The sequence below is a fragment of the Niastella vici genome, assembly GCF_002077945.1.
Lineage (GTDB): Bacteria > Bacteroidota > Bacteroidia > Chitinophagales > Chitinophagaceae > Niastella > Niastella vici.
In genome coordinates, this window is the sequence record NZ_LVYD01000124.1 from 491,937 (window position 1) to 505,352 (window position 13,416).

12 protein-coding genes are annotated in these 13,416 nt (G+C 43.4%); 5 read left to right on the plus strand and 7 right to left on the minus strand.

All coding sequences use genetic code 11. The features are described 5' to 3' along the window. Positions 1 to 65: 65 nt before the first annotated feature. On the minus strand, positions 66 to 779 hold the full coding sequence (locus A3860_RS39570; protein ID WP_081156117.1) for a LytR/AlgR family response regulator transcription factor: 714 nt from the start codon (positions 777 to 779) through the stop codon (positions 66 to 68). Next, positions 776 to 1,801, minus strand: a complete 1,026-nt coding sequence (locus A3860_RS39575) for a sensor histidine kinase (protein ID WP_081156118.1) — start codon at positions 1,799 to 1,801, stop codon at positions 776 to 778. Before A3860_RS39575 ends, A3860_RS39570 begins: the two co-directional genes overlap by 4 nt. Before the next feature lie 129 nt (positions 1,802 to 1,930). Between A3860_RS39575 and A3860_RS39580 the strand changes: the two genes are divergently transcribed. Beyond that, the gene (locus A3860_RS39580; protein WP_143774485.1) at positions 1,931 to 2,647 is read left to right on the plus strand and encodes a hypothetical protein; all 717 of its coding nucleotides are present in this window, start codon (positions 1,931 to 1,933) and stop codon (positions 2,645 to 2,647) included. Positions 2,648 to 2,655: 8 nt separating this feature from the next. Here the strand turns inward: A3860_RS39580 and A3860_RS39585 are convergent, their stop codons facing one another. After that, on the minus strand, positions 2,656 to 2,985 hold the full coding sequence (locus tag A3860_RS39585; protein WP_081156120.1) for a HipA N-terminal domain-containing protein: 330 nt from the start codon (positions 2,983 to 2,985) through the stop codon (positions 2,656 to 2,658). Between the two features lie 103 nt (positions 2,986 to 3,088). On the opposite strand from A3860_RS39585, the gene A3860_RS39590 reads away from it, so the two are divergent. From A3860_RS39590 to A3860_RS39605, 4 genes are all read left to right on the plus strand, one after another. Then, positions 3,089 to 4,012 carry a YihY/virulence factor BrkB family protein gene (locus tag A3860_RS39590; RefSeq protein WP_081156121.1) on the plus strand — a complete coding sequence of 308 codons (924 nt, stop codon included), beginning with the start codon at positions 3,089 to 3,091 and terminating at the stop codon, positions 4,010 to 4,012. Between the two features lie 271 nt (positions 4,013 to 4,283). Then, positions 4,284 to 4,574 (plus strand): thioredoxin, encoded by a 291-nt coding sequence (trxA, locus tag A3860_RS39595; protein ID WP_081156122.1) that lies wholly within the window; start codon positions 4,284 to 4,286, stop codon positions 4,572 to 4,574. 315 nt (positions 4,575 to 4,889) lie between these two features. After that, positions 4,890 to 5,342: a cold-shock protein gene (locus A3860_RS39600; protein WP_081156123.1), complete on the plus strand. Its 453-nt coding sequence runs from the start codon at positions 4,890 to 4,892 to the stop codon at positions 5,340 to 5,342. Between the two features lie 49 nt (positions 5,343 to 5,391). Next, complete coding sequence (locus tag A3860_RS39605; protein WP_081156124.1) at positions 5,392 to 6,714, plus strand: DEAD/DEAH box helicase; 1,323 nt, start codon at positions 5,392 to 5,394, stop codon at positions 6,712 to 6,714. Here the strand turns inward: A3860_RS39605 and A3860_RS39610 are convergent. The 4 genes from A3860_RS39610 to A3860_RS39625 all read right to left on the minus strand — a co-directional run bounded on the left by A3860_RS39610 (position 6,692) and on the right by A3860_RS39625 (position 13,325). Further along, positions 6,692 to 7,648, minus strand: coding sequence for a zinc-binding dehydrogenase (locus A3860_RS39610; protein ID WP_081156125.1), 957 nt, complete (start codon positions 7,646 to 7,648; stop codon positions 6,692 to 6,694). The genes A3860_RS39605 and A3860_RS39610 overlap by 23 nt on opposite strands. 70 nt (positions 7,649 to 7,718) lie before the next feature. Continuing rightward, positions 7,719 to 8,306 carry a Crp/Fnr family transcriptional regulator gene (locus tag A3860_RS39615; protein ID WP_081156126.1) on the minus strand — a complete coding sequence of 196 codons (588 nt, stop codon included), beginning with the start codon at positions 8,304 to 8,306 and terminating at the stop codon, positions 7,719 to 7,721. Between the two features lie 667 nt (positions 8,307 to 8,973). Then, positions 8,974 to 9,303 (minus strand): Imm45 family immunity protein, encoded by a 330-nt coding sequence (imm45, locus tag A3860_RS39620; protein WP_216823619.1) that lies wholly within the window; start codon positions 9,301 to 9,303, stop codon positions 8,974 to 8,976. Between the two features lie 8 nt (positions 9,304 to 9,311). Continuing rightward, on the minus strand, positions 9,312 to 13,325 hold the full coding sequence (locus A3860_RS39625) for an RHS repeat-associated core domain-containing protein (protein WP_081156127.1): 4,014 nt from the start codon (positions 13,323 to 13,325) through the stop codon (positions 9,312 to 9,314). Positions 13,326 to 13,416 lie beyond the last annotated feature (91 nt).

The following is a 13,416-nucleotide window of genomic DNA, read 5'->3' on the forward strand; positions in this document are numbered from 1 at the left end:
GGTTTACCGGTTCAACTATATTCAACCAACAGGCATTCCGGCTCAACAAATTCCGTGTTATGCATTTAAAATGTTCTTTTTCGAACAAGTTGCATCAGGCTGTCCCGGAATTTTTCACCAACCGGTATTCTTTTTTCACCAATATGGATATGATTATCCTGTATGCTGATCATATGGTGTATATTCACAATAAAGGATTGATGAACCCTTGCAAAGTGAATGGGCAACTGGGCTTCTATGTCTTTGAGGCGGCGGTAAGTAAGTATGTCGTCAGTTGTGGTCTTTACCCGTACGTATTCCTTCTGGCTTTCAAAATAAATGATATCCTTTAAAAAGATCTTTCGATGTGCGTTGCCTGACTTAACAAAAAAATACTCGCCGGCCACATTTTCATTTTCTTCTTTCGGGATTATTCGGTCTACGTTGAAATGCGCTTCCACCTTTTGCACAGCTGCCAGGAAACGCTTCAGCGTGACCGGTTTCAACAAATAGTCAATAGTATGGTAAGAATAACTTTCAACAGCGTATTCGCTATGTGCAGTAGTAAACACAATACCCTTCTCCGGCGATAACAATGAGGCCAGTTCAATACCGCTGATCAGGGGCATATTAATATCCAAAAACACCAGGTCAACGGCATTGTTCTTTAAAAAAGCCATCGCTTCGAGACCGTTGTAGCATTTTGCAAGCAGTTGCCAGTTGGTTGCCTGCCCTATAAGTACTTCCAGCAGATCAACCGCTTTGGGTTCATCATCTATTATCATGCAACGTAACATCATGTAAGTGGAAATTTTAAATGGGCAGTAAAATATTGATCGTCTTCATTAGTATTCATTTCGAAATTGGTACCATAAAGGATCGTCAGGCGCTGGTGCAGGTTCTTTAGTCCCAGCCCATGTTGCTGCCGCGGATCAGCATGCCTGTTCAGGAAATTCTTTGTTTGAAAAACCAGGTGCTGGTCTTTTTCATAAAGCGAGATGAAGATCCTGTTGTTGCCGGAGATTTTATCAATGCCATGCTTAAAGATATTTTCCACGAAGGTCATTAACAGCATGGGGGGAATTTTTCGCTGATCGTCGGCATTGCATTGAAAGCTGATCTCCGGTTCAGGCTTTATGCGCATTTTTTCCAGGGCAATATAATTATCGAGGAACCCGATCTCTGTACTCAGCTGCACATATTCCTTTGTACTTTGATCAATAAAATAGCGCATAATATCAGAAAGCCTTTCAATGAGGAGCGCAGTTTGCGGGGCTTCCATATACGCTTCATAATATATAGCATTGAGAGTGTTGAATAGAAAGTGAGGCTGCACCTGCGCCTTCAGCAGCCGCAGTTCGAACTGGCTTCGTTGCAACAGGATCTTTTCAGCCTGCCGCTTCAGCGTAAAATAAGCCATTGCCAGCCGGAAGATAAAGCTTAGGATAAAAACAGTAGATACAGAAAGCAAAAATGTAATATTACCCCAGGCATTCAACCAGTGAGGTGCAGCAGCGAAAGCTACGTTGCGAACATACAGCGACAGATAACCGCGGCCAAACCCGGCTATGAGCAGCAGTACTAATGAACCCAATACATACGGGAAAATTTTCTTCTTTTGATAAAAACGGGGGTACAGGAAACAGATATTTCCATATACGATGAGGGCATAAAAACTACAACTGATACAGGCAGATAGAGCAGAAGGCCATGCCCCATCGGCCTGCAACATGGAAAAGAAGCTGATGAGCAGGATGGAAGCCCAAACCAGGAAGTGCGCCCCCACCAACCGGATATTTTCATTGAAAGGTTTAAGCGGCATTGTTAGCTAAAATAGCTGATTTCCGCCTCATTTTTGCCAGCTTCAACAAATGGGGCAATTTGCTCAATGAATGCGGGGGATTTCTGGAAAGGGGATTGGTTAATTTATTGGTTTGGTATAAATTGAGCGATGACTTCGAAGTTAAAGGAATCGATCGACCAGCTTTACAGGATATTTTCAACATATCGAGGCAATCCGAATATGGTTGGCAGTCCACTCATTAAGGACCTGGAAAACTTTAATAGACAATTATTTTCAAAACCACTAACCCATTTAACTTCGGATGATTTAAGCACGTTTACCGGCAAAGCCATGACAACATGGGGAGAAGTGAACGACTACAAGCATTTTTTGCCAAGGATGCTGGAATTGACAGCAACAAACAATGCCCCTTATGATATAGAGATAATATTTAGCAAGCTTGAATATGGTAACTGGCAAACATGGGACGAAATTGAACAAAAAGCCATTCATGAATATATGTTTGCCCTGTGGGAAAACCTGTTGCAAGACAATACAGAGAAGGCTGAGGACGAATTTTCAGGCTATTTTTATATCATTGCTCTTCATTACCCAGATCTCAACGAGCTCTTAAAAATTTGGTTGGCAGAAACGCATATCGCTTCAACGAAACATTTAGCAAACTTTATTTTTGATGAAAGAGCCAACATTTTCGACAAGCCTGCCAATTCTTTATCCGAATTAAAGGACTGGTTACTTTCAGAAACCATTATCAAAAGGTTGGAAGCAGCATTTTTTCAATACGAAAAAGAGTCTTTTTCGGAAAGAATATCCTGGGCAGAGAAAATACTGACTGACGAGAGAAGAAATTCAATTAAACAATGAAGAAAAAATTACGCAGGCTCACGTAATTCATGTATGGTCAATGCTCCGATAGTCTCGCTCATGGCTGTAGCCAGCAACAAACTGAAATAATCTTTTTCATCAATTTTCAATAACCTGTTCTGAATGGCTTTGTTTGAACCTTCGCTTAGCATGTTCACGAAGACCGGAAAAAGCACATCACATTCATAAGGAGCTTCTTGCTTCGGCAGCGTAAGACTTATCGCCTTACTTCCAGGTGTAGCCAGGTAGTTTTTATCATAAACGAAATGGTAGGTACCTTTTGATTTGGATAGAATACCAGCAAGTTTGCCGTTGTATCGTACTTGTGCAGCTCTCATCCATTAAAATTGCGCATTACACTCCGCATTTTGGTATAAATTAGGTATAAAAATTACATTATCAACAAAAAGCGAAGTTTACTACGCTTTTTACGCAAAGACGATGAGCAAACAACATTCAACCTGGCGCCTGCCCATTTTTTGGAAATTGCTGAAAGCTTCGTTCAATGGCTTGCAGCAAAATGATCCATTGCGCATGGCCGGGGCAACAGCGTTCTTTACCAGCTTTGCGCTACCGCCCATCATGTTACTCCTGTTTCAATTGTTAAGCATTTTTTTCAACAGACGACTGGTGGGCGCCGAAATGCGCGAAACGCTCTCGGCCACATTGGGTAATGAAGGGGCTGAACAATTGAGAAATACCGCCCGTGGATTCCGCCACCTTGCGCAAAATTGGTATATGGGAGTATTGGGATTGCTATTCCTTGTCTTTATTGCCACTACCCTGTTCAAAGTGATCAGAAACACCCTGAACGATATCTGGAATATCCGCCTTGAGAAGACCGGTTTTATTTATGATCTCAAAACCCGGGGTAAATCGCTGGTTATAATGATTACAGCTGCAATGCTATTCATTGTCTCTAATATGCTCGATCTGCTACGGACCATTGCCGGTAGTTATATCAGAATGCTTTGGCCCGAAGCGGAGATCTTCCTTACCGGCATCTTTAACCAAATTGCCGGTGTGGTAGTGGTTGCTGTATGGTTTATCGTGCTCTTCCGGTTCCTGGCCAATGCGCGCCCCTCCTGGCGTGCGGCATCAATAGGTGGATTGCTTACTGGTATTCTGTTTTACATTGGAAAAACCATTCTATCCTCTTTAATGAGCAATAGCAATGCCGGCGCTATTTATGGTGCCGGCACCGCCATTGTACTAATATTGTTATTTGTGTTTTATTCTTCCTTTATCCTGTACTTCGGCGCCAGTTTTATAAAAGAATATTCCCTGCTCACCAATGACCCTATTGTACCCACTTCAGGGGCATACCATTACCAATTGCAAAAAGTAGTCGATGAAAAATCGTAAACTACATTATACCCGGCCAAACAGCTGGAAATCACCGGGTTGAATTACTTTTTTTAAATACTCCTGCAATTGTGCGTCAACCACATCGGCCATGTTTTTACAGCCCCCGGCCTATTGACCAGTTCATTCAACATTTGCAGCGTGTTATAGGTAAAGTATAAAATAAATATGTCCCACAAATACAGGGTCTCTCCTTTAGTTTTACCCCGGTTTTGTTTGCTGCGGCACCGGGTATGGTTATTACTGTAAATTGCATTAAATACTTTGAGCGATGTCATTCGAAACCCATATAAACGGAAATAAACCGGTTGTCGTTGATTTTTTTGCCACCTGGTGCGGTCCCTGTAAAATGATGGAACCGGTGTTGAAGCAGCTAAAGGAAAAGATCGGCGAAAATGCCACCATCTTAAAGATGGATATTGACAAGAACCCCGCTTACGCCAATCGTTATGGCATACAGGCGGTTCCAACCGTAATTGTATTTAAGGCAGGAAAGATAATATGGAGAAAAACAGGTGTGGCGAACGTAAATGAATTGCTGCAGCAATTGAACGGGGTTTAATCGCGCTATAAGCGCATAAGCCATTTAGGTTTACTTACCACAAATTTCACCTCCCCTACCCGCCTGACGGGTATAGCTAATCATTGGTATGCCAAATGAACAAAAGAGGAATTACCAATAAAAAAGCGTAACTTTGGTTATTATTCGTTTTAAGCTCCGCATTCTATATAACCGCACTATTTTTCTTGCTTATTTCCTTGCTCAGCTAATACGATAAAAATGTTTTAGTGCCATCAGTCAACTTAAGGTGGCTTTATTGATCAGTTATATATAAACAAAATATCCTGCCAGGCAGGAATCACCAAATAAATAAATATGTCTAAATCCCAGGAAACATTTAACAAGAAAGAAAGAGAAAAAAAACGTCAGAAGAAACAACAGGAGAAGCTGGAAAAGATGAAAGAACGGAAAGATAATAAGGAGAAAGGCAAAAGCCTTGATGATATGATCGCTTATCTTGATGAAAATGGTAATTTAACATCCACTCCGCCCGATCCACGGAAAAGGAAGATCTTCCGCCAGGAAGATATGCAAATCGGTGTTCCCAAACTGGAAGAAAGACCAGCAGATGAAAAAAGAACCGGCATAGTCAGCTTTTTTAATGACCATAAAGGATTCGGTTTCATCAATGATTCAGTTTCGAAGGAACGGATATTTGTACACGTGAACGAACTAACAATCCCCATAAAAGAGAATGACAGGGTTACTTTTGAAGTACAGAACAGCCCCAAAGGCCCGGTTGCTTTAAATGTGGAACTGGTGAAATAACCGGGACTGTTAAAAATAGCAATACTTTTTATTGACGTACTTTTGCCAAATGCAGATATCTTCCTTTTCAATTGAGGACACACTTTCTAATTTACAGATAGAGACATTAAATGAGATGCAGCAAGCGTCTCTTGAAGCCAATAAAACGTCAAACGAAGTAGTATTGCTGGCAGATACCGGTTCTGGCAAAACGCTCGCTTATTTGCTGCCGGTAACGCAATTGTTACAAAGAAATTCGCGCGTTTGCCAGGCGCTCATCATTGTACCTTCGCGTGAACTGGCCCTGCAAATTGAACAGGTATTCAAAAAGATGGGAACCGGTTTCAAGATCACCTGTTGCTATGGTGGTCATTTGCGCGAAACCGAAGAGAACAACCTGAAGCAGGCACCCGCGCTGATTGTGGGAACACCTGGCCGGCTGGCCGATCATATACGCCGTGGAAATATTATTACCACCCATATTGAGACGCTGGTACTCGATGAGTTTGACAAGTCGCTGGAACAGGGCTTTGAAGAAGAAATGTCGTTCGTAATTAGCTCCCTGCCTGGTTTAAAGAAAAGGATACTTACTTCTGCAACAGAAGCGGTGGAAATTCCTGCATTTGTAGGGTTAACAAACGCTATAGCCATCAATTTTTTGAAGGGCGAACCCTCAGCCGCCCTGGATGTTCAAATGGTAAGGAGCGACGACTCCGACAAATCCGACACATTATTCAAACTTATTTGTGCACTGGGCAACCGGTCGACCATTGTGTTTTGCAACCAACGCGAGTTTGTAGAGCAGGTGAGCGCGTACCTTAAAGATAAAGGCATTGTGAATGTGTTTTACCACGGCGCTATGGAACAGCAGGAACGCGACAGTGCCTTGTGCAAATTCCGGAATGGCAGTTCCAATGTATTAGTGACCACCGACCTGGCAGCACGTGGACTGGATATTCCGAACATTCGTTACATTGTACATTACCAGCTTCCCAATACCCGGGAATCATTTACCCACCGCAACGGGCGCACGGCCCGCATGGAAGCCAGCGGCACGGCCATATTAATACTGGCGCCACATGAATACCTTCCAGAATATATTACCCCTGCGCCCACTCCGATCGACCTGCCGCCCACGGCCATAGTACCCCAAAAGCCGGTATGGACCACCCTGTTTATTGCAGCCGGCAAAAAAGATAAGGTGAACAAAGTGGATATTGTGGGCTTTCTCACCAATAGAGGCCAGTTGAAAAAAGAGGATATCGGATTAATTGAAGTAAAAGACTTTTTCTCTTTTGTGGCGGTACGTAAATCAAGAGCAAGCCATACATTACAGTTGATCAAAACAGAGCGCATCAAGAATAAAAAGGTTAAGATCGATGTAGCGAAGTAGTGAGTAAAACGATCTTACCATTAACCTGTTGTTGCACTAATCTGCCGGCGGCTTCGTTTATTTTAGTCCAGGACATTTCACTGTCAATAGTTGTTCTCAGCTCTCCTTGTTGTACCATGTTGGCGAGGCGATCGAGTAAAGGGGTGCTGGGAAAAACTGGCTCCCGCCCCAGCCAAATACAACGGATACCATGGAATGGCCAGCCTGCAGCCCGCACGTTAAATGAGGTTGCCTCACGGGCAGAGTTACCAAAATTGATGCAGAGGCCATTTCGGGACAGTGCAGAGAGCGCAGTTGCCAGCGTATTGCCGCCTATGGAATCCCATATTATATCATATTCACCGGCTTCTTTTGCCGCTTCTACACTGGTAAAAACGGGAACCGGTTTTATTCCATCTTCTTCTAACTGGCTCGCCAGATCGCTACGGCGGCTAATGGCAGTTACTGTTGCCCCAGCCCTGGCTGCCAATTGACAGGCAAAACGCCCAACCCCACCAGCAGCACCGGTAATTAACAGGCGACGGCCCTTACAATCTCCGCTGGCATCGAGACAAGCCAAAGCAGTGAGGCCTGCGATGGGTAAACAGGCAGCCTGCGCATCACTGATAGATTCGGGAATTGCTGCAATTTGCACACCAGCAGCAACCAGGTACCCGGCCCATGATGCCTGTGCTACATAACCGAACACCCGTGTACCAGTAGCAGGCGTACTGCCATCTGCAGCCGCTTTCACAATTACACCGGCAAAGTCCCAACCCGGTATATAACTGGTGGTTGCAGCCATTGCGGTGCGGGTTTCACCCTGGTTCAGAGAAAAAGTATTCACTTTTATCAGCGCCTGACCGGGAGTTGGAACAGGAATAGCTGTTTTGCGGAAAGTAAAGCCCTGCGTATCGGGATCAGTGAAAATAGCGTTCATCATTGTTTCTTCCATTCCTATAATTTTGCCCAAAGCTATTGGCAATCCGTAACGGAAATTTTGATTGGAATCAACAATAAAGTGCCTATCTATTAGTATTGCGCAACCTGCTCAGTGTTTCTTTCGTCATGCCCAAATAATTGGCCAGTATATGATGAGGTATTTGCAGAAATAATTCGGGATCGGCATTCATTAACTGCTCATAGCGCATTTGCGGCGTTTCGTAATAGGAAGCCAGCAGCCGTTCCATGGCATAACAGGCGGTACGTTCTGCCAGGTGGCGGCCGGCTTTCTGCCAGGCAAAAGATTTGTCGAACAATGTAAGTAAACGTCCGGCATCCATGCAGATCATCGTTGTATTTTTAATAGCAACAATATTTACTTCACTGGGCTTTCCTGTTATTATGCTTACATAGTCGGTCACGAAATCGTTGGTTACAGCAAAATCAAAAGTGCGCTCTACCCCATTAAGGTCCTTTACCCAGCGAACACACCCCTCGAGTATAAAGCCGACTGTTTTACAGGGGCGACCTGCCTTTTGAATATATTCTTTTTTATCAAACTGTTTGATAGATGCGATCTCTTCGAGGCAATGCCAATCGGTTTCATCAAACGATGCCAGTTGACTTAAATAAGATTGCAGCGGTGTAAAATCAAAGGGGTGCGAGCTCATGTGTTGGGAGCATTTCAGGGTGCAAGATGCAATAAAAAGGTTTACAACGCTATCCGTGCACGCTAAGCGCGTTCCATTTCTTTACAGATTTATTTTCTCCTTTTCCAACGCAGGTATATTAAATTATCCATTTGTGGCTTACTTTCTCTTTTTCATTTCAACATTTGCTCAAATTACACAACTATAAGCTATCCGGTACCGTTTTTTGGAAAGTTCGGTTGGAAAGTTGCTAAGGATGCCGCGTATGTTGCAAACGTTGGGGCACTTGTTGCGAACGTTGGGGCACCTGTTGCGAACGTTGGGGCACCTGTTGCGAACGTTGGGGCACTTGTTGCGAACTATGGGGCACTTGTTTGCAACTTCTTGTGGAAAGTTTTCAAGGTTGAGGTGAAACCTCAAAACATTGCCTGGAAAACTCACAAGATTGGATGGAAAGTTTAAAACATTGAATGGAATGTTCAAAAGATTGCGTGGAAAGTTTAAAACATTGACTGGAAAGTTCAGAACATTGGGGCCTAAGTTGCGAACGTTGGGGCCTAAGTTGCGAACGTTGGGGCCTAAGTTGCGAATTTACGTCCCAGTTGACAAACTCCCGTCTCATCTTGAACGACTTTTTCCACTAAATTGGCAACTTATGCGGTAAAAAAATAAATTTTGAATTTGGCTTTTAAACATCATCAAAACTTTTAGGCGCCTCTCTAAATATAATATGAACATCAGTAACAGGGCAATCTATATATCCCCATTTACTCCAGTTAGATTTTAACCACTCAATATTTATTGCATAACCTTCATTATTTGCAGGAACAGATTCCTGGGGCAATACAACAAATGTCAACCCGGCTTTATAACCGGATATCACCAGCAATGCATATTCTCCCTGTTGTTCAATTACCATGAAATCTACATAATCTTCATAAGGGTACATCCCTTTGCATCTTAATATGGAGCCCCGAACAAGATCTTCTTTTGAATCTATTAATTTTATGTTTCCCATATTTTATTTTAACCGCATTTTAAATCATGCTTGCCCTTTGTGTCAGCAGGCTTTTTGAAAACGCCATCAATATCGTGCTCACCTAAATGCTTTCCTCGCTTATCATTATATTCAATTCTTCCATGCTGCGTATCCGCTGCATATAGATTACCATCAGCATCTTTATAAACATCTCTATTGTTTAACCTGGTAATTCTATTATCTTTTTCCCAACCATTTTTTCGGGCCACCTTGGCCACTTTTCCATTTACAGCAAGAACCCTTTCTCCAGGCGGCATTTTTGATATTCTCGCTTCAAATTGCGCAGCCGTTTCAGGCGCTGCATTTAAACCCAATGGGTCTATTAGAATATTAGGATCGTTCACATACCCATATAAGGTAGGATTATTCCCAGCCAAACCGATCGGGTCCTGACTTATATAGTTCCCCTGTTCGGAATCATAATACCTGCACCTATTATAATACAATCCCGTTTCCACATCTTCATACTGCCCCTGGTACCTGAACGGCAGTTCGCTGCTGCTACCGCATAAAGTTCTGATTCTTCCATAAATATCCAATACACCTTCCCAAACTTTTTTCCCTTCTACATCATACATCCATCGCGGCGTACCCACATGGTCGTTTATTACGCTATAGGTTGCTCCATTCACGATTTTGGCGGCCAACCGGTGGCTATCCTGCTCAAATATCCAGGTTATATCCTTTTCTTTTTCCAATGCGTTCGCAGGGTTGGGTTCTTCCTTATTATAATTAACGTCACCCCACTCGTTCACTACAGATTGAGGTTTTTCTTCCTCTTTGTAACTCCATTCATGTAATGGCTTGTCTCCATCCCACACCCAACGGGTAATGATTCCGGCAAATGTTTTGGAAATACGGCGGCCCAACGCATCATACGTAAATGCAACCTCCCTTCCATCGGAGCGTATTACCTTTTGTAACTGTCTATTGGCGTACCATTCGTATATTGTTTTTTTGAAAGTACCTTTTTCGGTTTTACTTACCAGGTTCCCCTCCTCATCATACCTGAAAATATATTTATCATTTTCCAGCAAAGCACCGGCGCTGTTATAGATGCGATCTGATTTTGTTGTGGTCTCATAAATATTACCGGTTGCATCCGTTGCCCGGTGTACAATACGGTTATCGGCATATTGTGCAAATACCAGATTGCCCAGCAAATCATACTTGAAATGGGTATTCCCCTGTGCAATGGCGTCAAAAATATTTGTCAACCGGTCATTGGCGTCCCAGGTATATTTCTTCCAGCTTTGTATCACACTGCCCTGGGTAACCCGATGTTCACGTGGCCTGCCTGCGCCATCGTATTGCCATTCACTGGTGATGCCACCCGGTAATAATCTTTCTATCTCCTGCCCTGCCTGGTTATATTTCAGATGCGATTGCCACAACATCTCATGTTGTTTTGCTTGCAGATGTGTTATCTGCCCCAGCTGATCGCGTTGTAATTTTATTTCGGCACCGAGGTTACTGGTTACCTGTATGCGCTCGCCTGTTTTGTTATAATGACTATGCACCTTGTATTCGTTCTGCGCTTCTGATTCTACCTGCCCAATTTTATTGCGGGTAAATTGTACATGACTGTGCTCATTAATTGCTTCCTTCAGGTTGCCATTACTATCATACGTATATAATTCCCAGCTACCATCTTCCTGCTCTACCCGTATGACCCGACCATTGGCATCATATTCATAATTTGTAAAACGGCCTCCGGGACGAACCATCTTCACAACCTTACCGGTTTCATCCCGTTCAAACGTACGCTGCAAACCGCCAAAGCCAGTTTCTTTGATGATCTCCCCACGTTTGTTGTAATCAAAAGTATAATGCCGGCCGGCTTCGTTTACCACAGTATTCAACCTTTGTTCAGTATCGTATAAAAAACACAGCTCCGTGTGTTGTTGCTTCTGTTTGGCAAGCTTTCCCAAGGCGGTGTATTCGAATTGCACATCCTGGTGTTTATCTGTGACATGAACCACTTCCTCATACGCATTGTAAGCCAGTTTTATCGTATTGCCATCGGGCAGGTATACATGACGCAAACGGTTCAATGCATCATATTTAAATTGCCGTACCTGTCCGGAAGTATTGCTGCTTTGTATACAATTCCCCAATGCATCATACTTCCAGCTGACGGCAGCTCCATCTGGCCATTGCAGGCCCGTCAGATTCTCATCTTCATCATAACTTAAGATCGTTTTGCGATTACCGCTTTCTATGATCGCTGCTATTTGACCTGCTGCGTTGTAATCATAGGTTATTGTATTTCCATTGGGATAATTCACAAACCGCAGACGGCGTGCAGCATCATAACCCAGGGTTTGACTGCTTCCATCGGGATTGATCTTTAAAACAGGCTGATTGTATTCGTTGTAATGAAACTGGATGCTGTTACCATCGGGAAATGTTTTTTCCTGTAATAATCCGCGTTCATTGTATTTGTAACCGGTTATGCTGCCAGTTTCATCTATTTCGCGGTACAATTCAAAATCATCGGTATATTCTGTGTAGCGATGATTGCCATAATGGTCGGTTTTCTGTATACACAGATCATTCTCGTCGAAATAATAAATGGTTGTTTCCCCTAACGAGTTGGTTATTTCGTTACATCCTTTGCCATATTGTATAAACCCTTCCAATATGCCGCCATCGCCCCAGGTATGCACACACCGGTTGGTATCATCGTATTCCCAGTAAAAAGATTGTCCGTTACGATCAGTCTTTTTAACCATCAGGTGATCGCGATACTCCACATGAACCGACTGCCCCTGCGCATCAGCAATAGTCACCAGGTCGCCGGCTTCGTTGTAACCATAGCTAACCAAAACCTGTTCAACTGTTTTGTGTTTGAGCGTTACGCTGGTAATGCGGTAATGCTCATCAGATGAAAAAAAGAGCTGCCGGCCAACAGAATCAGTAATAGCATTTATATGACGGCCAGTATAATGTACCTGTATGCGGTTGCCGCTGTAATCTTCAATAAACGACAAACGCCAGATGCCCGGTTGCTTACTGAAGTTGAAATGGTAATAGCAATTGTCATTATAATCTTCCAGCAAAAAATGGCCGTTTTGTTTGCGCCGCAGTAATAATTTTTCCTGCGAATGATAATATTCCTCCCCTTCTGCCAGCAATGGAAAAACCACCAACCGGCCATCGGCCATCATTAACGACAAACAATTGTCCTCCTGCCATTCCTGCACCCAACGATCGTAGCTCAGGTGAACACCATGCCCCAACGGACCTGCAAGGGCAGAATCGCTATCCCAGCTACGGGTAAATTTTAATGGAATGGGCCCCGGCAATTCAATATCGGTGTAAGTATAATTTACGCGGCCGGTAATGAGGTCAACGGGGTCGAAACCCATGTGACATAATTTTTCGCTTAGCTTTTTGGTAGAAGGGAATTTTTTGAGCAGCTTGTTGTTTAGCGCCTTTAACAGTTTGCCGCCTATTTTGCCAAATATTTTCAGGAAAGAACCAAAGACAAAGGCTTTCAACAATGCCATGAGGCTGAAATTGGGCACCAGCGGACCGCCTACCATTACCGGTTTGCCCCATTGCAGGGGTATACAAAATGAGGTAGGCAGGTATAAAGAAGGAATAGGTTTGAATTTTTTTCCGGGCCGGAACGAAAGTGGCAACCCAATGTCGTTACAGGTCATCATCATGTAACCAGCCCCACTCATGGGTGCGCCATCTACCGACACCGTTTTGCTGCCAAAGAAGTTCTGGCTATCGTGCCCAATGATAGGCATCAGCGAAAACCCTATGCCAAAAGGAATATGCATGAACGTAATGATCATACCGCCCGTATCGGTATTGCCACGGGGTACATGATTCACTTTTACAGTTGCACCAATAAATGGAATATAATCGAAGGGATCTATTACCAGGCCAATGTATGGATGTGGAAGCGGAATAAAAGGGATCGGCGTGTTCACAAAATGGAGATCAATACCGATCACAGGCTTAAGGTGTGTGTTCGCAACGTACATATTAGGTTATTGTCTAATGGTTAACACAGAACGGAATAGTCGCATAAAGCACAACGTAATAAACAAATTCCGTTCCGTATTCTCTCTTTCA

Excerpts from the sequence above, each read along its gene's own strand:
- A3860_RS39585 (WP_081156120.1), bottom strand. The coding sequence starts at position 2,985 with ATGAGAGCTGCACAAGTACGATACAACGGCAAACTTGCTGGTATTCTA.
- A3860_RS39610 (WP_081156125.1), bottom strand. The coding sequence starts at position 7,648 with ATGGAAGAAACAATGATGAACGCTATTTTCACTGATCCCGATACGCAG.
- A3860_RS39580 (WP_143774485.1), top strand. The coding sequence starts at position 1,931 with ATGACTTCGAAGTTAAAGGAATCGATCGACCAGCTTTACAGGATATTT.
- A3860_RS39605 (WP_081156124.1), top strand. The coding sequence starts at position 5,392 with ATGCAGATATCTTCCTTTTCAATTGAGGACACACTTTCTAATTTACAG.
- A3860_RS39570 (WP_081156117.1), bottom strand. The coding sequence starts at position 779 with ATGATGTTACGTTGCATGATAATAGATGATGAACCCAAAGCGGTTGAT.
- A3860_RS39590 (WP_081156121.1), top strand. The coding sequence starts at position 3,089 with ATGAGCAAACAACATTCAACCTGGCGCCTGCCCATTTTTTGGAAATTG.
- A3860_RS39615 (WP_081156126.1), bottom strand. The coding sequence starts at position 8,306 with ATGAGCTCGCACCCCTTTGATTTTACACCGCTGCAATCTTATTTAAGT.
- A3860_RS39575 (WP_081156118.1), bottom strand. The coding sequence starts at position 1,801 with ATGCCGCTTAAACCTTTCAATGAAAATATCCGGTTGGTGGGGGCGCAC.
- A3860_RS39600 (WP_081156123.1), top strand. The coding sequence starts at position 4,890 with ATGTCTAAATCCCAGGAAACATTTAACAAGAAAGAAAGAGAAAAAAAA.
- imm45 (WP_216823619.1), bottom strand. The coding sequence starts at position 9,303 with ATGGGAAACATAAAATTAATAGATTCAAAAGAAGATCTTGTTCGGGGC.
- A3860_RS39625 (WP_081156127.1), bottom strand. The coding sequence starts at position 13,325 with ATGTACGTTGCGAACACACACCTTAAGCCTGTGATCGGTATTGATCTC.
- trxA (WP_081156122.1), top strand. The coding sequence starts at position 4,284 with ATGTCATTCGAAACCCATATAAACGGAAATAAACCGGTTGTCGTTGAT.